Annotated in this window: 23 protein-coding genes and 1 riboswitch; of the genes, 17 read left to right on the top strand and 6 right to left on the bottom strand. The window is 64.7% G+C overall.

All coding sequences use genetic code 11. The annotated features are described in order from the left end of the window. Positions 1-6: 6 nt before the first annotated feature. The 7 genes from SARO_RS09180 (at position 7) to SARO_RS09150 (ending at position 3551) form a co-directional block, all read left to right on the top strand. A complete protein-coding gene (locus tag SARO_RS09180; protein WP_041550264.1) occupies positions 7-363 on the top strand; it encodes a hypothetical protein in 357 nt (118 codons plus the stop codon). 34 nt (positions 364-397) lie between these two features. After that, positions 398-835, top strand: a complete 438-nt coding sequence (locus SARO_RS09175; protein WP_011445483.1) for a cupin domain-containing protein — start codon at positions 398-400, stop codon at positions 833-835. Next, positions 832-1236, top strand: coding sequence for a DoxX family protein (locus SARO_RS09170; protein ID WP_011445482.1), 405 nt, complete (start codon positions 832-834; stop codon positions 1234-1236). Before SARO_RS09175 ends, SARO_RS09170 begins: the two co-directional genes overlap by 4 nt. 4 nt (positions 1237-1240) lie before the next feature. Beyond that, positions 1241-1993 (top strand): sulfite exporter TauE/SafE family protein, encoded by a 753-nt coding sequence (locus SARO_RS09165; RefSeq protein WP_011445481.1) that lies wholly within the window; start codon positions 1241-1243, stop codon positions 1991-1993. Positions 1994-2045: 52 nt separating this feature from the next. Further along, positions 2046-2351 carry an alkylphosphonate utilization protein gene (locus tag SARO_RS09160; RefSeq protein WP_011445480.1) on the top strand — a complete coding sequence of 102 codons (306 nt, stop codon included), beginning with the start codon at positions 2046-2048 and terminating at the stop codon, positions 2349-2351. A 272-nt stretch (positions 2352-2623) separates the two neighbouring features. Continuing rightward, on the top strand, positions 2624-2923 hold the full coding sequence (locus SARO_RS09155; RefSeq protein WP_011445479.1) for a hypothetical protein: 300 nt from the start codon (positions 2624-2626) through the stop codon (positions 2921-2923). 187 nt (positions 2924-3110) lie between these two features. Beyond that, positions 3111-3551 (top strand): hypothetical protein, encoded by a 441-nt coding sequence (locus tag SARO_RS09150; protein WP_011445478.1) that lies wholly within the window; start codon positions 3111-3113, stop codon positions 3549-3551. On the opposite strand, the gene SARO_RS09145 is transcribed toward SARO_RS09150, so the two are convergent. The 4 genes from SARO_RS09145 to thiC form a co-directional block, all read right to left on the bottom strand. Beyond that, positions 3544-3939 carry a hypothetical protein gene (locus SARO_RS09145; RefSeq protein WP_011445477.1) on the bottom strand — a complete coding sequence of 132 codons (396 nt, stop codon included), beginning with the start codon at positions 3937-3939 and terminating at the stop codon, positions 3544-3546. The genes SARO_RS09150 and SARO_RS09145 overlap by 8 nt on opposite strands. 67 nt (positions 3940-4006) lie before the next feature. Beyond that, positions 4007-4402, bottom strand: a complete 396-nt coding sequence (locus SARO_RS09140) for a nuclear transport factor 2 family protein (protein WP_011445476.1) — start codon at positions 4400-4402, stop codon at positions 4007-4009. Between the two features lie 45 nt (positions 4403-4447). After that, positions 4448-4855: a GFA family protein gene (locus tag SARO_RS09135; protein ID WP_011445475.1), complete on the bottom strand. Its 408-nt coding sequence runs from the start codon at positions 4853-4855 to the stop codon at positions 4448-4450. A 96-nt stretch (positions 4856-4951) separates the two neighbouring features. Continuing rightward, on the bottom strand, positions 4952-6832 hold the full coding sequence (gene thiC / locus SARO_RS09130) for a phosphomethylpyrimidine synthase ThiC (RefSeq protein ID WP_011445474.1): 1881 nt from the start codon (positions 6830-6832) through the stop codon (positions 4952-4954). 49 nt (positions 6833-6881) lie between these two features. Then, positions 6882-6989, bottom strand: a riboswitch (TPP riboswitch). Between the two features lie 176 nt (positions 6990-7165). Here thiC and SARO_RS09125 point away from each other — a divergent pair. The 4 genes from SARO_RS09125 to SARO_RS09110 all read left to right on the top strand — a co-directional run bounded on the left by SARO_RS09125 (position 7166) and on the right by SARO_RS09110 (position 13235). Continuing rightward, positions 7166-9256 (top strand): TonB-dependent siderophore receptor, encoded by a 2091-nt coding sequence (locus tag SARO_RS09125; protein WP_011445473.1) that lies wholly within the window; start codon positions 7166-7168, stop codon positions 9254-9256. Next, positions 9256-10539 (top strand): PepSY-associated TM helix domain-containing protein, encoded by a 1284-nt coding sequence (locus SARO_RS09120; RefSeq protein ID WP_011445472.1) that lies wholly within the window; start codon positions 9256-9258, stop codon positions 10537-10539. Before SARO_RS09125 ends, SARO_RS09120 begins: the two co-directional genes overlap by 1 nt. An 88-nt stretch (positions 10540-10627) precedes the next feature. Then, positions 10628-11860, top strand: a complete 1233-nt coding sequence (locus SARO_RS09115; protein WP_011445471.1) for a cytochrome P450 — start codon at positions 10628-10630, stop codon at positions 11858-11860. Positions 11861-11870: 10 nt separating this feature from the next. After that, complete coding sequence (locus SARO_RS09110; RefSeq protein WP_011445470.1) at positions 11871-13235, top strand: flavin-containing monooxygenase; 1365 nt, start codon at positions 11871-11873, stop codon at positions 13233-13235. A gap of 175 nt (positions 13236-13410) precedes the next feature. On the opposite strand, the gene SARO_RS09105 is transcribed toward SARO_RS09110, so the two are convergent. Beyond that, positions 13411-14928, bottom strand: coding sequence for a flavin-containing monooxygenase (locus SARO_RS09105; protein WP_011445469.1), 1518 nt, complete (start codon positions 14926-14928; stop codon positions 13411-13413). Positions 14929-15057: 129 nt separating this feature from the next. Continuing rightward, entirely contained in the window at positions 15058-15654 is a 597-nt protein-coding gene (locus SARO_RS09100) for a DUF2585 domain-containing protein (RefSeq protein WP_011445468.1), read from the bottom strand. A 95-nt stretch (positions 15655-15749) separates the two neighbouring features. Between SARO_RS09100 and crtY the strand changes: the two genes are divergently transcribed. The 6 genes from crtY to SARO_RS09070 all read left to right on the top strand — a co-directional run bounded on the left by crtY (position 15750) and on the right by SARO_RS09070 (position 21647). Then, positions 15750-16946: a lycopene beta-cyclase CrtY gene (crtY, locus tag SARO_RS09095; RefSeq protein WP_011445467.1), complete on the top strand. Its 1197-nt coding sequence runs from the start codon at positions 15750-15752 to the stop codon at positions 16944-16946. Next, positions 16943-18421 (top strand): phytoene desaturase, encoded by a 1479-nt coding sequence (locus SARO_RS09090; protein ID WP_011445466.1) that lies wholly within the window; start codon positions 16943-16945, stop codon positions 18419-18421. Before crtY ends, SARO_RS09090 begins: the two co-directional genes overlap by 4 nt. Continuing rightward, positions 18418-18999, top strand: coding sequence for a TIGR00730 family Rossman fold protein (locus SARO_RS09085; protein ID WP_011445465.1), 582 nt, complete (start codon positions 18418-18420; stop codon positions 18997-18999). The genes SARO_RS09090 and SARO_RS09085 overlap by 4 nt, the downstream gene beginning before the upstream one ends. Before the next feature lie 4 nt (positions 19000-19003). Further along, the gene (locus SARO_RS09080) at positions 19004-19975 is read left to right on the top strand and encodes a phytoene/squalene synthase family protein (RefSeq protein ID WP_011445464.1); all 972 of its coding nucleotides are present in this window, start codon (positions 19004-19006) and stop codon (positions 19973-19975) included. Positions 19976-20055: 80 nt separating this feature from the next. Further along, on the top strand, positions 20056-20901 hold the full coding sequence (locus SARO_RS09075) for a cytochrome b/b6 domain-containing protein (protein ID WP_049759509.1): 846 nt from the start codon (positions 20056-20058) through the stop codon (positions 20899-20901). Then, positions 20898-21647: a molybdopterin-binding protein gene (locus SARO_RS09070; protein WP_011445462.1), complete on the top strand. Its 750-nt coding sequence runs from the start codon at positions 20898-20900 to the stop codon at positions 21645-21647. The genes SARO_RS09075 and SARO_RS09070 overlap by 4 nt, the downstream gene beginning before the upstream one ends. Positions 21648-21665: the final 18 nt, after the last annotated feature.

Below are 21665 nucleotides of genomic sequence, written 5' to 3'. Positions count from 1 at the left end.
CTGACCATGACCACGGGCTGGAAGCTCGCGCCTGAAAGCCGGAACGCGCTTCTGGCAGTACATCCGCCACGATATCCACGTGCGATTGCAGACCATGTCACGCTGACAGTGTCGTCGTCGTGCCCGCTGCCACCGGCGCAAACCGACGTTCGCATCGTCGGGCGGTCGGACGACGGCAAGGGGGTGGAAGCGATGGTCGTCGCGATCGACGGCTCCACGCGACGCCCCGACGGAATGGTCTGGCACATCACATGGTCGCTCGACGAAACGCGAACTGCGCGGGAAAGCAACGACGTGATCGCGGATCTTGGATGGACGCCGCTCGAACCGGCAAAGGTCGAAACCTGCCCCGCCCAGTGGTGATTGACACTGATCGCCGCGGACGCAATCGTACACCATGCATTCCGCACAGGACCTGATCGCCATCCTCGACCTATCCGCGCACCCGGAAGGCGGCTGGTTCAGGGAGACATGGCGAGCCACCGCCGCCGCCGATGGAAGAGCGACGAGCACAGCGATCATATTCCTCCTGCAGGCAGAAAAGCGATCGCACTGGCACGCCGTTGATGCCGACGAGATCTGGGTCTGGCAAGGCGGGGATCCTCTGGCGCTGCACGTCGCTTCGACCGGCGATGAACAGCCCGCAACGACAATTCTGGGCAACAATCCCGAGGCCGGCCACTCGCTCAATGCCGTCGTCCCCGCCGCGCAGTGGCAGGCGGCAGAGCCACTTTCCGGACCGCACGGCTACGCCCTTGTCTCGTGCATCGTCGCGCCGGGGTTCGATTTCGGAGGCTTCACCCTTGCCCCGCCGGGATGGAAGCCGGGCGCATGACCCGCTCTATCGCACGGATCGCGCTGGCCCTGTTCTACCTGCTCGCTGGCGTGCTGCACCTGGCCATTCCCCGCCCTTTCCTGTCGATCGTCCCGGGCTGGGTGCCATTCCCGCAGACCGTCGTCTTCTGGACCGGCATTGCAGAAGTCCTTGGCGCCCTCACCCTGGCACAGCCCTGGTCGCCCAGCCTGCGCAAGCTGGCAGGAGCGGGTCTCGCCGCCTATGCGGTCTGCGTCTTCCCGGGCAATATCAACCACTTCATGATGGACATGGCCCGTCCCGACGGCGGGTTGGGTCTGGCCTATCACGTACCCCGCATGTTCGTGCAGCCGGTGCTGGTGTGGCTGGCCCTCTGGACCGGCGGGTTGACGAACTGGCCGGCGACGGCAAGACCGCGCTGAACGCATGCTCCTGTCAGATCCCACCACTCTCGCCGCCTGCGCGCTCGCTGTCATCCTTGTGGGCATGGCCAAGGGCGGGTTTTCCGGCCTCGGCGCGCTGGGCACGCCGGTTGCCGCCCTCGCCCTGCCGCCATCGACCGCCGCCGCGATCCTCCTGCCGATCCTGATCGTCCAGGACGTGGTCAGCGTCTGGTCGTTCCGGCATTCCTGGGACCGGTGGATCGTCGCCTGGATGCTCCCCGGAGCCTTCATCGGCGTCGGCCTTGGCTGGGCGATGGCAGCCCTGATCAACGAACAGGCGCTGATGGCCGTGCTCGGCGCTATCACCCTGCTGTTTGGCCTCTACCGCCTGTGGGTAGAGCGCGGGGGGCGTATCGTCGCGCCCTCGGAGGCGCCGGGATGGGTCGGCGCGCTGTTCGGCGTGCTGACCGGGTTCACCAGCCAGGTCGCCCATGCCGGCGGGCCGCCTTTCCAGATGTACGTGACGCCGCGCCGCCTTCCCCATCTCGCTTATGCGGGCACGAACTCGATCCTGTTCGCCGCCATCAACTGGATCAAGGTGCCCAGCTATGTCCTCCTTGGCGCATTCACGCACGAAGTTCTGGTCTCCGCCGCGCTGCTGGTGCCGCTGGCGATCGGTACCACGATAGTCGCGGTACGGGTCGTTCGCGTCCTCCGCCCTGAACGTTTCTACACGATCATCTACCTGCTGATGGTCCTGCTCGGCGGGAAACTTATCGTCGACGCGGTGATTTGAACTGGCTTTCCGTGTCCCGGAGTGCCAACGCGAAGAGGACAGGAGAACCGCGGTGAGCGACGAAGAAGACTATGTGTACGACGAGGAAAGCGGCGAATGGATGCCCGCATCCGAACTGGCCGCCAAACGTGCCGCCGCAAGCACCGTCGAGGTCCGCGATGCAGTGGGCAACCTCCTTGCCGACGGGGACCAGGTGACGCTCATCAAGGACCTTGAGGTCAAGGGCGCCGGGCAGACGCTCAAGCAGGGCACCCTGATCAAGTCGATCCGACTTACCGGGGACCCGCAGGAAATCGACTGCAAGTATCCCGGCATCAAGGGCCTGGTCCTGCGCGCTGAATTCGTGCGCAAGCGCTAGAGGCTCCACGCGCGCGACAGCCCGCAGGGAATCGCGCGCGCCGTCATGCAGTAGGTGGAAAGCGCCTAAAAATCGTATGCATTGCATACATTTTTTCGGCCTCAAAATTCATATACAATTCTGAATCACAAGGCATTTCCTTTTAAGTTGCATTCCTTGCAACCAGACTCCCGGCAAATACAATTGCCGCGTTGCACACAAAGATTATGCTGCGACGCAACAAGATAAGGGTGCTGAAGGCAATCTTTCCTTATCTTCCAGGAGACATTGCCATGTTCAATTCGTCGTTCGCCATCACCGCCGCCGCCCTCCTCCTCGCCGCTCCCGCCGCCGCCAGCGCTGCCGAAGGCGAGACCGGTTCGTTCACCTACCAGGGCGTGAAGTACGACTACACCGCCGAGCAGCAGGGCGAAGTCAAGGTTCTGAAGGGCTCGGCCTATGCCGGCAAGGTGCCGTTCGAACTGCGCGTCACCAAGCGCTCGGTCACCGGCCGCTTCAACGGTCGCCCGGTCACCTTCGACGTCAAGGACGTGAAGCCGATCTCGAGCAAGGCTTCCAAGCTCGCCGATTGAAAGCGTAGCAACACGGGGCTGCCTCGCAACTTCGCGAGCGGTGCCAAACCCGTGAACCGGGCCAGCTTCGCGCTGAACCGGTAACAGCAAAGGGCGCTCCCGAACGGGGCGCCCTTCTGCTTTGGCGGAACCGTAACGGGCCAACGGGCATTTCTCCAGGCGATGGATGGATCGCAGGAGCAAACGAATGCCAGCCACCCCAGCCAGCGCGCTCGTTTCGGTCGGTGCCTTGTTTGGCGCCCTGATATCGCAAGCTGTCCCGACCGAGCCGAGGCACATGGCCGCCCGGCCCTGGCAATCGCCGGACCCTGCAGACTATCCCGAAATCGTCGCCGTCACTTACGAAAACATCCCGGGGCAGAACGCATATCCCATCGGTTCCTATGCCCGGGCGCTGCACCTCGAACCCGCGTCCTGGGCACTTGACCCGCCATCCGGCCCTCCCGCCGATTTCCCGGGTTATGACACCGTGCGTTACGAGCCCGAACCTGAACTGATCCCCGAAGATCGGATTGCAGCACCAGACCTGCGCGAGACCAGTGGTCCGGACGAGCCGACTTCGCCGCCGGCCGAAGACGAAGAGCCGGAAATGGGCCAGGTCGTCACCATGGAAGCGCCAATCACGTAAAGGACTTCGGCCCCCCGCCCACGACCCTCACGGCAAGGCCGCTAGCAGGTTCGCGGGCACCGTGCTCGACGATGACCGCTTCCAACCGGGCCCGCACCGTATCCTCGTCGTCGCCATCGCCAATCGGATAGCGCGCGATGATCATGCCATCCGAGATGCTGGTCACGCAGATGTAAGGCGTGCGCGACAGCGCTGCGAGTTCATCGAGATCGACGCCGTCGGCAAGCGTCCACGACTTGCCCCCGTGGGAGCGGATCGGCCTTTCGCAGTAACGGCAGATCGAGGTGACGAAACCGTCGCTTCCCCTTTCACGATGCAGCACCGGAACGTGGATACGGGTGTACCAGCACTGCGTCAGAGTATGCGAGAATGCGGGCTTGATCAGCATGGCCCCGAACCTGGCAAGGCATGGTGAATATCAGGTGGCGCGCGCCCTCCGGATCAACCCTGCCCCTTCATCCCAGCGTCACGAAGATTTCGGCGACCAGATGCCACACGCCGGCCGTCATGCGCCACTTCGCGGCATAGCTACCGGCAGCGACCGGCGCCGAATGCCCCACCGCGACGCCCTGCCATCGTCCGCGCTCCATCGCGATCGGTTCCACCGCAGAGGTGGCTACCTCGTCCGGGGTCCGGGTATAGACCAGTCGGTTCGCGGCCGAGAATTCGCGCTTCCACGCAAGCAACTGCGCCTTGCGCCCGTTGATCACAGCGCTGTCGCTGCCGGTCACCATGATGACCGACGGAGACAGGATGCCGCCGATTGCCTCGAGATCCCTCGCGGCAAGTGCGCGGTTGAATTCGGCCCGCCGAAGACGGATCGCAAGTTCGGCATCGGAAGCAGGTGTCATGCCGCCTCCATGGCAGCCGACCGGGCGCTTGGGAAGCCTGCCGGATCAGCCCGGATTCGTGTCGAACGCAGGCACCGCGCCAAGGTCTATCCAGTCCTGCCGGCTCTTCGCCCACACCTGGAACGCGGGCGCAAAGCCGCTGGTATCGTCAAGCGTACCCGCCTTGATGAAGACCATGCCCGGCATGGCTGCCACCTTGCTGAACAGCGGTGATCCGCATGTCGCGCAGAACTCGCGTCGGACCTCGTTTCCGCTTTCGCCATGATCGATGTAGGTGGCCGGGGTTCCGCTGACTGTCACGGCGGCCTCCGGCACGCCGACGATCATCGAGAATGCCGTGCCTGCCTGCTTCTGGCAGTTGCGGCAATGGCAGACGCCCTGCATCGCGGGCTGACCGCTCGCTTCATAACGTACTGCGCCGCACAGGCATCCACCGGTCATTGGGCTCTTCATCCGCCGCTCTCCCTGCGATCTTTCGCAAAGGATGACGGCAAGACTGTCCCCGGACAAGGGGACAGTCCTGACCGATCGTCTGGCGGCAGCGCCGCCTCAGTCGTGCTCGCGCCCGCCCGCGCCGATGTACAGTTCGCGGCCCATCTCGTCGTACTTGTCGCTCATCGCCTTCATGCCGGCCTCGGCTTCGGCCTCGTTGGCGACAAACGTCTCGATGCCGGCATTCTGCTTGGCGGCAAAGTCGCGAACTTCCTGGCTGATCTTCATCGAGCAGAACTTCGGACCGCACATCGAGCAGAAGTGCGCGGTCTTTGCGCCTTCCGCCGGAAGCGTCTGGTCGTGGTACTGCTCGGCGGTTTCCGGATCGAGCGACAGGTTGAACTGGTCGCGCCAGCGGAACTCGAAGCGCGCCTTGCTCAGCGCGTCATCGCGCGCCTGTGCCGCAGGGTGGCCCTTGGCGAGGTCGGCGGCGTGGGCTGCCAGCTTGTAGGTCACCACGCCGACCTTCACGTCATCGCGATCCGGCAGGCCGAGATGCTCCTTGGGCGTGACGTAACAGAGCATCGCCGTGCCGTACCAGCCGATCTGTGCCGCACCGATGCCGCTGGTGATGTGGTCGTATCCCGGCGCGATGTCGGTGACGAGCGGCCCGAGCGTGTAGAACGGCGCTTCGCCGCACGCCTCGAGCTGCTTCGTCATGTTCTCCTTGATCTTGTGCATCGGCACGTGGCCGGGGCCCTCGATCATCACCTGCACGTCCTGTTCCCAGGCACGCTTGGTCAGTTCGCCCAGCGTGTAGAGTTCGGCGAACTGTGCTTCGTCGTTGGCGTCGTAGATCGATCCGGGACGCAGGCCATCGCCCAGCGAATAGGCCACGTCATAGGCCTTCATGATCTCGGTGATCTCGTCGAAGTTCTCGTAAAGGAACGACTCCTTGTGATGCGCAAGGCACCACTTGGCCATGATCGAACCGCCACGGCTGACGATCCCGGTCATGCGCTTGGCGGCAAGCGGGATGTAGGGAAGGCGCACGCCGGCATGGATGGTGAAGTAGTCCACGCCCTGCTCGGCCTGTTCGATCAGCGTGTCGCGGAACACTTCCCAGGTCAGGTCCTCGGCCACGCCGCCGACTTTTTCGAGCGCCTGGTAGATCGGCACCGTGCCGATCGGCACCGGCGAATTGCGCAGGATCCATTCGCGGGTGTCGTGGATGTTCCGCCCCGTCGAAAGGTCCATCACGGTATCCGCACCCCAGCGGATCGACCAGACCATCTTGTCGACTTCGCTCGCGACGTCGGATGCCACAGCCGAATTGCCGATGTTGGCGTTGATCTTCACCAGGAAGTTGCGGCCGATCGCCATCGGTTCGCTTTCAGGGTGGTTGATGTTCGACGGGATGATCGCCCGCCCACGCGCCACTTCGTCGCGCACGAATTCGGGCGTCACGTAATCGGGGATCGACGCACCCCAGTCCTGCCCATCACGGATCATCGCTTCCTTGGCCTGCTTGCGGCCAAGGTTCTCGCGGATCGCCACGTATTCCATCTCGGGCGTGATGATCCCGCGGCGGGCATAGTGCATCTGGCTGACGTTCTGGCCCGCCTTTGCACGCAAAGGGCGCTTCACGACGTTGGGGAACGGCGGCACCCCGGCAGAACGATCCGGACCCTTGAGGCCATTGTCCTCGGGCTTCACTTCGCGCGCGTCGTATTCTTCCACGTCGCCGCGCGCCATGATCCAGTCGCGACGCAGAGTGGGCAGGCCCGCCGCGATGTCGATGGTCACTTTGGGGTCGGTGTACGGACCGGACGTATCGTAGACGCGTACCGGCGGCTCGCCGCTCGAAGGCTCGAGCTGGATTTCGCGCATCGCCACCGTCAAGCCGGGAAAGCGTGCGCTTTCCACGTGGATCTTGCGGCTGCCGCGGATCGGCCCGGTGGTGACGCCGATTTCCAGCTTGGAGTTGATGTCGGCCATTCAAGCGCTCCTCTTTCAGGCGGTCGGGGAGCGCGCGTGCCCGGGTTCTTTGCCGAGGCACTGCCCTTCCCTCCGCCCGTGCTAACGGGTTCAGGTTCAACGGGTCGGGCTGCGTGACCAGCCCCTCTCAGCCACACTGGCTCCCCGGGGTATGAGACCCTTTTAGGACGGTTGGTCACTGTGGGCAACCAGCCTTTGGCTCAGGTCGTGAACAGCGTGGCGCATGGCTTCATGCCCCTGTCATTCCTTATTAATGCGAATGATTCTTAGTTGCATTGACTCTTGAGAACGACTCGCACTAAGGACCACCCCGTCATCTGACGGGAGTTCAACGTGTTGCACCGCTTCGAAATTCTTTCCGCCGTTTCCCTGGCCGCGATCGCCCTGAACGCGACCGCCGCCCATGCCGACGAAGCGGAGGACACCGAAAACCGCATTACCGTCATCGGCGACCGCGCCGAAGGCGTGGCCAGCGGTGCCACCGGCCTTCCCCTCGCCATTGTCGACACCCCGCAGTCGGTCACCGTGATCGACCGCGGCGTGCTCGACGATTTCGCGTTCGACGAAGTCAACGACGTCCTGCGCTATGTCACCGGCGTCAACGTCGAGGAGGCGGAGACCGACCGCACCTATTACAACGCGCGCGGTTTCGACATCACAGAGGCAATGGTCGACGGCATCCAGCTCCCCAACATCTGGGGCCCCTCGATCGGCTCGCTCGACACCGTCATGTGGGATTCAATCGAGGTCGTGCGCGGTGCCAACGGCCTTCTCTCGGGCGTCGGCAACCCTTCCGGCACGATCAACTATCGCCGCAAGCACTCAACGGGCGAGCGCCGTATCTCTGGCGAGCTCACCGCCTCCTCGTGGAACCGCATGCGCGGCGAATTCGACATCGACATGCCGCTCACCGCTGACGGCAACTGGGGCGTGCGCATCGCGGGCGCCGCGCAGAACGCGGACTCGTACCTGCGTGACTACCGCTCCAGCCGCACCGCAATACAGGCCGTGGTCGACGGCCGCCTGTCCGACAGTCTTGCCGTCTCCTTCGGCTATGCTCGCCAGCAGGGCACCTCGCGCGGCGTGCTGTGGGGTGCACTTCCGCTCCTCGACAGCGCGGGCAACCAGCTTGACTGGGACGTCCCCACTTCGACCACCCAGGACTGGACCTACTGGAAGAACAGCGACCAGACCGCGTTCGGCGAAGCGACCTGGACCTTCGCGCCGGGCTGGTCGGTCAGGACCCACCTCACCCGCCGCGTGAACGACGAACCCTCGCGTCTGTTCTACGTCTACGGCACGCCCGACGCAGACACCGGCCTCGGCCTCTACGGCTACCCGGGCGGCTACCTTTCCACCGCACGAGGCTGGATCTGGGACAACCGGCTCGACGGCACCTTCAAGCTCTTCGGCCGCGACCAGAAGCTCACTGTCGGCGTCCAGCGAACTGCCGCAAAGTTCGGTTACCTGACCTACCCCGTCGCAACGACCGATCCCGCATGGGGCGCACTGCCCTCGTTGCAAAGCGGCTGGGACGGCAGCGAAGTAGCATACCCGGCCTTCGGCGACCCGGTCGAAAGCGCGCGCATCAACGACAGGCAGTGGCGCGTGCGGGCCGCGACGGATCTTGAACTGACCGACCGCATCGGCCTGATCCTCGGCGCCAACTACGTCGACGTGCAGACCACCGGCTTCACCTTCGGCGTCAGTGCCGCCCGCAGCGAAAGCGCGGTCAGCCCGTTCGTCGGCGCAACCTTCAAGGTCGTCCCCGGCGTCAACTTCTACGCAAGCTACAGCGATATCTTCAATCCGCAGAAGGAACTCGGCACCGACCTGAGGCCCGTAGGCTCGGCCAAGGGCAAGAGCTGGGAGGCAGGTCTCAAGGGCGAGACCCCAGACAAGGCCCTTTTCGGCTCGGTGGCGCTGTTCCGTTCCGAACAGTCCAACCTCGCAGAATCCTCCGGGTATGACGCGGACCTCGGCCAGACGCTCTACACCGGCATTTTCGTGCGCAGCCAGGGCATCGAGGCCGAGATCGGCGGGCGGATCGCCTCCGGCCTGACTCTTCAGGGCGGCGTGACCCACTTGTCGCTAGAAGGCCGCGACGGCGCGCCTGTGCGAACTTACGTGCCGCGCACGACCGCCAATCTCCTCCTGCGCTGGGAACCGGTCGAAAAGCTCCAGCTCGGCGCGGCGCTGCGCTGGCAGGACGATATCTCGACCACCAACACCCTCGGCACGATCCGCCAGGGCGATTACGCCACGCTGCAACTCCAGGCCGGATACAAGCTGACCGACTATGTCAGCTTCAACCTGAATGTCGCCAACGTCACCAATCACAAGCACCTCGCCAGCCTCTACTGGGACCAGTCGTTCTACGCTCCGCCGCGCAGCGTGACCGGCTCGATCCGGATGACCTTCTGATGGCGACGAGCGCGCCCCGCTCGTTCTTTCTGCCCCGGCCGCTCGCGCTGCCGGGGCGGGGTTTCTGGGTGATCGCCCACCGCTGGGCGGGCCTTACCCTTGCGCTGTTCCTTGGCGTGGCCGGGCTCACCGGCTCGCTCCTGCCGTGGATCGAGGAGCTGGAAGCGGCCACCGCGCCGCAGCTCCACAATTCGGTCTGGACCGGCACGCCCGATCCCCTGCGCGTGCGCGAGGAAGTGCTGGCCCGCCACCCCGGCGCGGCCGTCGATTTCCTCCCCCTCACCGTGGAGCCAGGCAAGTCCCTGCGCCTCCACCTCCACTGGCTCGACCCGAAAACCGGGCTGGAGCGCGAACGCGGCCCCGGGGTGCCCGACTGGAACGACCTGTTCCTGAATCCCGTCTCAGGTGAAGAGCAGGGCCGCCGCGAATGGGGCAATATCGGGCAAGGCCTCAAGAACCTCATGCCCTTCCTCTACCGCCTGCACTATAGCCTCGCGCTTGGCGCGATCGGCACGCTGGTCTTCGGGGTGGCGGCGCTGATCTGGACCGTGGACTGCTTCGTCGGATTCTACCTGACCCTGCCCCCGCGCGCGCCAAGGTCCGCCCGAGCCCCTTTCCTCGAACGCTGGCGCCCCAGCTGGCGCGTGCGGTGGAAGTCCACGCCCTACAAGCTCAACTTCGACCTCCACCGCGCCGGGGGCCTGTGGCTCTGGCCGCTGCTGCTGGTCTTTGCGTGGTCGAGCGTCTCGTTCAACCTGCCCCAGGTCCACGTACCGATAATGCAGGCGGTGGGCGCGCAGGACGCGCGTCTCGTGCTGCTGGAAAGCACGCTACCCGCCCCCCGCAACGCCCCGCGGCTGGGCTTCCGGGAAGCCGTTGAACGGGGGCAGGAGCTTGCCGAACAGGAGGCGACGAAGCAGGGTCTTGCCGTCCTCGATGAAGGCGAGAGCTGGATCTGGCACGTGCCCACCAGCGGCCTCTACGCCTACGGCTTCACCACCGGGGCCGACATCAGCCACCACGGCGGCGGCACCCGCGTCGCCTTCGACAGCAACACCGGCGTACTGAAGTCAGTGGACTGGCCGAGCGGCGTCAACGGCGCCAACACCTTCACCAACTGGCTGACTGCGCTGCACACCGCCCATGTCTTCGGCCTGCCCTACCGCCTGTTCGTCAGCGCGCTCGGCCTGATGGTCACCATGCTTTCGATCACCGGCGTGGTGATCTGGCTGAAGAAGCGCTCCGCCCGCGCCGGCCGCGCAATCCGCCAGCCCAAAACATGACCGATCACCGCAAGCTCTGGACTTTAACTGCCCGACTAAGGATAGTTCCGCCCAAGCCCGCGGCAATGTCGGGCAATGGAGCAGGATCATGGCAGCCACGCTGGCACCCGACCGCGCGATCAATCCCCACGATGTCAGCCTCAACGCGCTCTACACCGAAGATCGCTGGCGCGAACCGTTCCGCTGGCTGCGCGAGAACATGCCGGTCAGCTACCGCGCCGAAAGCCCGTTCGGCGCCTACTGGTCTGTCGTCACGCACGATCTGATCCAGCAGGTCGAGCTTGATCCGGGGACCTATTCCTCATCGTGGCAGCGCGGCAACATCACGATCGCGGATTCGGTGAACGAGACCGAGTTTCCCAACTTCATCGCGCAGGACCCGCCGATCCACACCGCCCAGCGCAAGGTCATCGCCCCCGCGTTCGGCCCCAGCCAGATGGTGAAGCTGGAACGCCTTGTCCGCGAACGCACCACCCAGTTGCTCGACGGTCTGCCCATGGGCGAGGAGTTCGACTGGGTAGAGCGCGTGTCGATCCCGCTGACCCTGGGCATGCTCCTCATCCTGTTCGACATGCCCTTCGACGAATGGCGCGACATCAAGCGCTGGTCCGACTGGGCGAGCGGCGTTTCGGAAGACAGCCTCAACGACGCCTACCGCGCCGAATTCGTCCAGCAGATGGGCCAGATGCTGATGCGCTTCGACCGCGAGCTCGAGGCACGCCGCGCCCTGCCGCCCAGCGACGACCTGCTTAGCCGCATGGTCCATTCCGATGCGATGGGCCACCTCACCCCGCCCGAGCGCATTGCCAACATCGCCCTGCTGATCGTCGGCGGCAACGACACCACGCGCAATTCGATGAGCGGCCTGATCGAGGCGCTCCACCGCTATCCGGCCGAACTGGACAAGCTGCGCGCCGATCCCGCGCTTTCGGCCAACGCCGCGCAGGAAATCATCCGCTGGCAATCGCCGGTCACCCACATGCGCCGCACCCTGACGCGCGATGCCGAGCTTGGCGGCCAACGCCTGGCCGAAGGCGACAAGATCGTCATGTGGTACATATCCGGCAATCGCGACGAGAACGTGTTCCCCGATGCCGAGCGCTTCGACGTAACGCGCGAGAACGCCCGCCGCCACATCGGCTTCGGCCACGGCATTCACCGCTGCGTCGGCGCTCGCCTTGCCGAAGTCCAGATCGCGGCGGTGATCGAGGAAATCGCCACCCGCCGCTTGCGCATCACGCCGCAAGGCGCGCCCACGCGGCTTGCCAGCCCCTTCCTGCACGGCTTCACCGCGATGCCCGTGGTCATGTCCCGCGATTGAGGAGCGCCAGATGACCCAGTTGCCGCGCGTCTGCATCATCGGGGCCGGCTGCTCCGGTTTCACCACCGCCAAGTGCCTGCAGGATTACGGCATCCCCTTCGTCGTCTACGAAGCCTCGGACGACATTGGCGGGAACTGGTATTTCAACAACCCCAACGGCATGTCGGCCTGCTACCAGAGCCTGCACATCGACACGTCGAAGTGGCGCCTGGCGTTCGAGGACTTCCCCGTCCCGGCCGAATGGCCCGATTACCCGCACCACGCACAGCTTCTCCAATACTTCCACGGCTACGTCGATCATTTCGACCTGCGCCCGCACATCCGCTTCAACACGCGGGTCGAAAAGGCCACGCGCCGCGACGATGGCGGCTGGAAGATCAGGCTGTCGACCGGAGAAGTGGAGCGGTTCGACGCACTGGTCGTCGCCAACGGCCATTACTGGGCCGCACGCATTCCCGAATACCCCGGCCATTTCGACGGGCCGCAGATCCACAGCCACGCCTATCGCAGCCCGTTCGACCCGATCGATTGCGTGGGCAAGCGCGTGCTCGTCGTCGGCATGGGCAATAGCGCGATGGACATCGCCTCCGAGCTTTCCCAGCGTCCGATCGCCTCGCGCCTGTTCGTATCAACGCGGCGCGGGGTGTGGGTACTGCCCAAGTACTATCGCGGCCAGCCCCTCGACAAGAACCCGGCGCCCGCATGGATGCCAAAGGGCCTCCGCAACTGGATCGCCACACGGATGATCAAGAAACTGGTCGGCCGCATGAGCCAGTACGGCCTGCCCGAACCCGAGATCGGCCCGTTCGAAAGCCACGGCACCGTCTCCGGCGAGTTTCTGCTGCGCGCGGGATCTGGCGACATCGCCATGAAACCCGGCATCGAAAGGCTCGACGGCAATGCAGTCATCTTCTCTGACGGTACGCGCGAGGAGATCGACGCGATCGTGTGGGCGACGGGCTACGACATCCGCTTTCCGTTCTTCGACGATCCCGAGCTTGTGGCCGATGCCGACAACCGCCCGCCTCCGCTATACAAGCGGATACTCAAGCCGGGCATGCCCGACCTGTTCTACGTCGGTCTGGCCCAGCCTCTGCCGACGCTCGTCAATTTCGCAGAGCAGCAGTCAAAGCTGGTGGCGGCCTATCTTGCGGGGCAATACGCGCCGCCACCGCCGGACGAGATGCACCGCATCATTGCCGAGGACGAGGCCTACTACACCGGGCAATACTACGCGGCCCGGCGGCACACGATCCAGCTCGATTTCGATCATTATGTCAGGGCGTTGAAAAAGGAACTTGCAGCGGGTTCCAAACGGGCAAAGGCATCGGGCGGCGCGCTTCCGGTTCTGCCCCGCAACCTCGAGCCCGCCTGACACCGTTTGTCGGCAAGGATTGGCGAGCATTGCCGGACGGATGATAGGGCCTGGAGGCCCTCCCACAGATGTTTCCCTGGGGAAACAAAATGAGAACAAATGACCCCGGAGCGGCATGTCCGCAGTCCGGGATCAAGGTTCGATATGAAAGCTTTCAATCAGTTAAAGGATACTTCTACTCCGCCGCCTCAACTACGCGCGGCTCGGCGCGGACGCCGTTGTAGATGAACTCCTGACCATCGAGATCGATCGCAGGAAAGGCCTCGCGCTCCAGCCAGTAGTTCTGGTTGTGGCGCCATTCGCTCTTGTCGCCGCGCTTGGGCAGCTTGTCCAGATCGCGCATGAGATAGCCGGGATTGAAGTTGTCGGCCTCGATCCACGGCAGGATCTTCATGCCGGAATCCTCGTCGCGGAAGGCCACTTCGACCTTCTTCACTCCTCGCTCGTCCATGTGCCTGAGCAGGCGGCAGACGAAGTCTCCCATCATGTCGACGCGCAGGGTCCAGCTTGCCCGGAAATAGCCGAATACCCAGACCATGTTGGGCACGCCGGTGAACATCATGCCGCGATAGGTAACGGTATCGCCCCAGTTCACCGCCTTGCCATCGACCTCGAACGGAATGTCGCCCAGCACCTTGAGATGGAAGCCGGTGCAGGCGACGATGATGTCCGCTTCGAGCAGTTCGCCCGAAGCGGTCAGCACACCCTTTTCGGTGAACCGGTCGATGGTGTCCGTCACGACGCGCACCTTGCCCTCGGCGGCAGCGCGGAACAGGTCGCCGTCGGGACAGAATGCCAGTCGCTGCTGCCAGGGCCGGTACTTCGGCGTGAAGTGCGGCTCGAACTCGAAATCCTCGCCCGCATAGGCGCGGACGGCCATCTTCAGCTCCTCGAACACGACGTCGGGTTCATCGACGCAGCGTTTGTCCATCACGGCCTGGTCATGCATGATCTGCGCGCGCACGACGCGATGGATGGTCGGCTCGTCGATGCCGATCTGGCGCAGGCGGTCGGCCAGCTCGTTCTGGTTGGGATGGCAGTAGAAATAGGTCGGCGAACGCTGGAGCATCGTGACCTGCGCCTTGTCGGCAAAGGCGGGGACCACCGTGGCGGCGGTCGCGCCCGATCCGATCACGAGGATGCGCTTGCCTTCCCAGTCGGTCGCCGGGTCCCAGAGCTGGGCGTGGACGAACAGGCCCTTGAAGTCCGATACGCCCTTCCATTCCTTCGGAATGTAGGGGACCTGGTGGTCGTAGTACCCCTGGCACATCCACAGGAAGTTCGCGGTGAACGTGGCGGTCGTGCCATCCTTGCGCCGCGCCTCCAGCGTCCAGCGGTTGGTCTCGCTCGACCATCTGGCGCTCGTGATCGTGTGGCCATAGCGGATGTGGCGGTCGATCCCGGCTTCGTCGATCACCTCGCCCATGTAGTCGAGGATCGCCTGCGCGCTCGCGATCGGCGCACCGACCCACGGCTTGAAACGGTAGCCGAAGGTGTAAAGGTCGGAATCCGATCGCACGCCGGGATACTTGTGGGTTTCCCAGGTCCCGCCGAAAGTGTCCTTGCTCTCGATGATCGCATAGGTCTTGTCGGGGCACTGGTCCTGAAGATGCCATGCGGACCCGATGCCCGAAATGCCGGCGCCGACGATCAATACGTCGAAATCGCCGCCAGCCTGCGCTTGCTCAGCCATCCTGTCTCTCCGTGGTCTTGCGCCATCATGTGGCCGTTTTCGGCTCGATGGGAAAAGTGACATTGATCGGTGTCAACTTGCAACCTGATGGTCGTGGCAGTGAGACTATCGGTCAAGAAAAACAGACGGTCAGCCGCCACCCTGCCAGACGCGCACCGCCTCCACCGGCCAGACGAGCATGAGGATGTTCAGCGCGAGATTGTCCCTGATCGCCCAGAGCGTGAAGAGCTCGAACCCGATGCCCAGAACGACGGTGACCAGCACGGGCGCGCGCGCTGCGAACAGGAAGCCCGCCGCCATGAAGCCGATGTCGGCGGCGGAGTTGAGTACGCTGTCGCCCGAATAGCCCCACGAGATCGTGACCGAACGATAGCGGTCGATGATGATGGGCGAATTCTCGAGGATTTCCCAAGATCCCTCGATCAGGACCGCAAGGGCAAGGGCCCACCTCGGGGAAAGCTCCGCGAAGCCGAACCTGCGCCAGACAATGTGCGCCGCGCCGTAGAACAGGAAGCCGTGGATCAGATGGCTGAAGCTGTACCAGTCCGAGACCTGCTGGCTGTTCTCTGCCGATTCCACCACGCCGTGCCATAGTCGCACCACGCCGCACGGGCAGATCGGCGGCCGCCCCATGCCCAGAAGAATGATGACCACCGCCAATCCGACACCGAAAGCAGCCAGGCTACCACCCCGGTCCGGCAACAATCGCACGCCCTGTCTGTTCATGGCCCCTCCTGCCTGCCTGCCCTTTCTGACGTGTCGGGGACCGGGGCACAAGCGCGTGGTTGCACCGGCAACCGCATGTCCCTAAGCGGATCGGGATGACCGCGAGACGCTGCGACATTGCGATCCTTGGCGGAGGGCTTGCGGGCGGCCTCGTGGCTCTCGCCCTGCGCCGTGCACGTCCCGACCTCTCGCTGCTGCTGGTCGAGCAGGGCGAGCGGCTCGGCGGCAATCACGTGTGGTCGTTCTTCGGCAGCGACGTGGGCAACGAAGGCCGCGCCTTGCTCGACGGCATGTTTGTCGCCGCATGGCCCGAATATACCGTCCACTTCCCCGCTTTCCGCCGACGGCTGAAGACGAGCTATTATTCGATCACATCGAGACGCTTTGACGCGGTGCTTCGGGCCGCGCTCGGGCAGGACTCATTGATCACCGGGGTCCGCGCGCTCGCGTGCAGCGCCACCAAGGTGACGCTTTCGGAAGGCACCCGCATCGAGGCGGGCGCCGTTATCGACGCGCGGGGCTTGCGCAACCTCCAGCACCTCACCGGCGGATGGCAGAAGTTCGTCGGCCGCCGGCTCCGGCTCGCGCAGCCGCACAGTCTCGACGCGCCGATCGTCAAGGATGCTTCCGTCGAACAGATCGACGGCTACCGCTTCGTCTATTGCCTGCCCTTTGCCGCCGACGAGATCTTCGTCGAGGACACCTATTACTCCGACAGCCCCGCGCTCGACGTGGCGGTGCTGGGCGAGAGGATCGACGCCTATGTCGCGGCGCGCGGGTGGCAGGTGGCCGAGGTCCTTGGCGAGGAGCATGGCGTGCTTCCGGTGGTAGCGGGCGGAAACTTCGACGCCTTCTGGCGGTCGAGCGGAGGCGCGGTCGCCCGCGCCGGTGTTCGCGCCGGCCTGTTCCAGGCGGTCACCAGCTATTCGCTGCCCGATGCCGTGCGCTTTGCCCTGGCCCTCGCCCGGCAACCGGACCTCGGCGGCGAGGCTCTGGCCGCGTTCAGCGAAGCCTACGCGCGCCGGCACTGGAAGCGCTCGGCGTTCCACCGCGCACTTTCCGCCATGCTGTTCGCGGCGGCCCGGCCCGAGCATCGCTACCGCGTGCTCGAACGCTTCTACCGCCTGGACCGCCGCCTTATCGAGCGTTTCTATGCCGGTCGGACGACCCTTCTCGACAAGGCGCGCATTCTTTCGGGCAAGCCGCCGGTACCGGTAACCAAGGCCATCGGCGTGCTCACCGGCCTTGGCGCGCGCCCCAACCCACTTTCATTTGCAGGAACCCGCGCATGAAGCGTGCATGTGTCATCGGCGCCGGATTTGGCGGCCTCGCCCTCGCCATCCGCCTGCAATCGGGGGGCGTCCAGACGACCCTGATCGAGGCTCGCGACAAGCCGGGCGGGCGCGCCTATTTCTGGGAGAAGGACGGCTTCACCTTCGACGGCGGCCCGACCGTCATCACCGATCCGGCGTGCCTGGAAGAGCTGTGGGCGCTCAAGGGCCATCGCATGGCCGACGACGTGGAACTCATGCCGGTCATGCCGTTCTACCGCCTCAACTGGGCGGACGGCACCAACTTCGACTATTCCAACGACGACGCGAGCCTGCGCGCTGAGATCGCCAAGCTGGAGCCGGCGGACGTTGCCGGATACGACGATTTCCTGCGCTATTCCGCCGGCGTGTTCGAGGAAGGCTACGTCAAGCTCGGCGCCGTGCCGTTCCTCGACTTCGCGAGCATGATCAAGGCCGCGCCCGCGCTGGCCCGCTACCAGGCCTGGCGCTCGGTCTATTCGATGGTCTCCAGCTTCGTCCGCAACGAGAAGCTGCGCGAGGCCTTCAGTTTCCACACTCTGCTGGTCGGCGGAAACCCGATGACGACCAGCGCGATCTATGCGCTGATCCACAAGCTGGAGAAAGACGGCGGCGTGTGGTGGGCCAAGGGCGGCACCAACCGCCTGATCGAGGGCATGGTGACCCATTTCCGGCGGATCGGCGGGGAAGTGCGGATCGGCGATCCGGTAACGCGCGTCGAGACGCTGGGAACCCGGGTGACCGGGGTCGAGACCCGCAGCGGCTGGTCGGGCAAGTTCGACGCCGTAGCGTCGAATGCCGACGTCATGCATTCGTACCGCGACCTTCTGTCTGACAACTCACATGCAAAACGCCGCGCAAAGTCTCTCGGCAAAAAGAGATTTTCACCAAGCCTCTTCGTCGTCCACTTCGGCATCGAAGGAACCTGGCCCGGTATCCCGCATCACATGATCCTGTTCGGCCCGCGCTACAAGGGGCTGCTCGACGACATCTACACCCATGGCGTGCTGCCGCAGGACTTCTCGATCTACCTGCACCATCCCACCGTGACGGACCCCTCGGTCGCGCCCGAAGGTATGAGCACGTTCTACGCGCTGGTGCCGGTGGCGAACATGGGCAAGTTGCCGGTCAACTGGGACGAGGTCGGTCCCATCCTCGAGAAGCGCATACTGGATGAAGTGGGCCGCAGGCTCATCCCCGATATCCACACGCGTATCGTAACGAAGTTCCATTACGCTCCGAGCGACTTCTCGACCGATCTTTCCGCGCACCTCGGAAGTGCATTCAGCCTTGAACCGCTGCTCACGCAAAGTGCATGGTTCCGGGCACATAATCGCGACGACGCGATTTCCAATTTCTACCTTGTCGGCGCGGGGACGCACCCCGGTGCCGGCATTCCGGGCGTGGTCGGCTCTGCCAAGGCCACGGCAAGGCTGATGCTGGAGGATCTTTCGTGAAACGCCTCGCCGTCTATTGCGGCTCCGCTTCGCCCGCCGATGGCCGTTACGTGACGCTTGCGCGCGAAGTGGGCCAGGAACTGGCCCGGCGGGGCATCGGCGTGGTCTACGGCGGCGGGCGGCTGGGCCTGATGGGAGCGGTGGCCTATGGCGCGCTCGACGCGGGCGGCGAAGTGATCGGGATAATTCCCGAAGCGCTGGTCAACAGCGAGGTCGCGAACCACGACTGTACCGAACTTCACGTCGTATCCGGCATGCACGAACGCAAGAAGCGGTTCACCGACCTGTCGGACGGCTTCCTGACGATCCCGGGCGGTGTCGGCACGATGGACGAGCTGTGGGAGGCGATGAGCTGGGCGCAGCTCGGCTATCACGCAAAGCCGGTGGGCCTGCTCAACGCCTTCGGCTTCTACGACCACCTGCTGGCTTTCAACCGCCACATGATCGAGGTCGGCTTCGTCCGCGAGGCCCATGCCGGCATCCTTCTTGCCGAACCCAGCCTCGACCTGCTGCTGGCACGCATGGCGGCGCACGAGCCGCACACGCCGATCTTCGCAATGAAGGCCGACGACCTGTGAGCGCATGACCGACCGGAAAGCCCTTGTCGGAATAGCCCGCAAGTCGATCCTCAAGGGCTCGAAGAGCTTCGCTGCGGCCAGCCACCTGTTCGACCGTGAAACGCGCGAGCGCGTCTGGCTGCTCTACGCCTGGTGCCGCCGGTGCGACGATATCGTCGATGCGCAGGACCATGGCGGCGCGCTGGGACCGCAAGACGGCATGCAGGAGCGGCTCCAGCTTGTCCGCGAGAAGACCGCCCTCGCCTTTGCCGGACGCGAGACGGGCGAGCCGGCGTTCGATGCACTGGGCGTCGTGGCGCGCGAGACGGGGCTGACGCTGGAAATGGCGGGCGCCGTCATCGAGGGTTTCGCGCTCGACGCGGCCGACTGGCAACCGCATTCGGAAGCGGACCTCATGCGCTACTGCTGGCACGTGGCCGGGGCCGTGGGTGTGATGATGGCGGTGGTGATGGGGGTTTCGCCCGACGATGCCGACACGCTGGACCGCGCCTGCGATCTGGGACTGGCGTTCCAGCTTGCCAATATCGCCCGAGACATCGAGGAGGATGACGCCGCCGGCCGCTGCTACATCCCGCTTGACTGGATGGCCGAGGAAGACATCCCGCCGGGCGAGCAGATGAAGCCGCACTACCGGCCCGCGCTGACCCGGATCGTCGCGCGCATGTGCCGTACCGCCCACGTCCACCAGTGCTCTGCGCGGATCGGCGCGGCGCGGCTGAAAGGGCGCCAGCGCTGGGCGATTCTCGCCGCGGCAGGCATCTATGGCGAGATCGCGCGCGAAGTGGAACGGCGCGGCGACCACGCGTGGGACCACCGCACCGTCGTCAGCAACGTGCGCAAGCTGGGCTTTATCGGCAAAGCCGCGTGGGCGGCGGTCCGCCCTGTTCCACGCTCGTGCCTGGCCGCCGCCAGCGAGCGCAAGATGAGCCGACAGGATCTCATGGACCTTGCCCGCCATACGAGGCCGCTGGCCTGACCGAACCGGATCGGCGGTGTCGGGACTTGCGCTTTTGGCGTTACGTGGCACTCTCGACCGGGCAGTTGGTGGAGGTGGCGGTGGGTGCACTTGGTCCGGCCGTTGATCCGCGCGAGGACGCGGTTCCGGAACGCGCGGCGCTCGTCTACCGCACCCGCCTGCCCGTCAGGATCTGGCACTGGATCAACGCGCTCTGCATCTTAGTCATGCTGATGAGCGGAGCGACGATCTTCAACGCCCATCCGCGCCTCTACTGGGGCGCCTATGGGGCGAACCCGGACAGTGCGTGGCTGGAAATCGGTAACCAGGGGCAACGGGGCTTCCTGAGGATCGGTGAACTGGAAATCGGCACGACCGGCCTGCTTGGCTGGACCGAGCATTCGACCCGGGCCTTTCCTCCCCTCGTCACCATTCCCAACTACTACAGCCTTGCCGAAGGGCGGCAGTGGCATTTCTTCTTTGCGTGGGTGCTGGTGATCTCGGCCCTAGCCTATCTGGTCTACGCCCTGCTGTCGGGACACCTGCGGCGCAATCTTGGCCTCTCGCGCGAGGAGCGCCGCCTTTCGCATATCTGGCACGACATCAAGCAGCATGCGCGCCTTCGCTTTCCGACCGGCGAGGCGGCGAGAGGGTACAACCCCTTGCAGAAGATGGCCTATCTTGGCGTCATCCTCGTGGTCCTGCCGCTGGTGGTACTGACGGGCATGACCATGTCGCCCACGCTGAACGCCGCGTTTCCATGGCTCCTCGACATCTTCGGCGGCCGCCAATCCGCAAGATCGATACACTTCCTGTGTGCGGCAGCGTTTTGTGCGTTCATTCTGGTCCACCTCGTCATGGTGGTCCTGGCAGGCCCTTTCAACGAACTGAGGTCCATGACCACGGGGTGGTACCGCCTGCCCCCAGCGAGGAAGGGTGAAGAATGACCCTTGTCAGCAGACGCAGCGCACTGATCGGAACGCTTGGCCTGGCGGTGGCCGGATGCGATCGCATCACGACCTCCCCGACTGTACGCAAAGTGCTGACGCTCGGCGAAAAGGCGACGCTTTCCGGGCAACGGCTCGTGACCGACCGGAACGCGCTTGCCCCCGAATTCACGACCGCGGACCTGTCACCGCGCTTCCGCGTCAACGGGAACCGGATGCCTGCGTCGGCCGACTACCAGGCACACATGGCGAGCGGCTTTTCGACATGGCAACTGGAGGTTGGCGGGCTTGTGCGGCAACCCTTGCGGCTGTCGCTGGCGCAACTCATGTCTGCGCCGCAGCGCACGCAGATCACCCGCCACGATTGCGTCGAAGGGTGGAGCGCGATCGGCGAATGGACCGGGGTGCCACTCGCCCTGCTTCTGCGGAAAGCCGGAATTTCATCGAATGCGCAGTACGTTGTATTCCATTGCGCAGATGATTTCTCCGGAATGCGTTACTACGAGAGCATCGACATGATCGATGCGATGCACCCGCAGACGATCCTGGCCCATACCATGAACCGCCAGCCTCTTTCGGTGGCCCACGGTGCGCCGATCCGCCTGCGGGTGGAGCGGCAGCTTGGCTACAAGCAGGCGAAATACGTGATGAAGATCGAGGCCGTGGATCGGCTCGGCGGCATCCACGGCGGCAAGGGTGGGTACTGGGAGGACCATTCCGGCTATCAGTGGTACGCGGGCATCTGAACCTGTGCCGCGTGAGAC

This window comes from Novosphingobium aromaticivorans DSM 12444 (assembly GCF_000013325.1).
Lineage (GTDB): Bacteria > Pseudomonadota > Alphaproteobacteria > Sphingomonadales > Sphingomonadaceae > Novosphingobium > Novosphingobium aromaticivorans.
The sequence above is the reverse complement of the archived record's forward strand: the minus strand, read 5'-3'. Positions and strand labels throughout refer to the sequence as shown.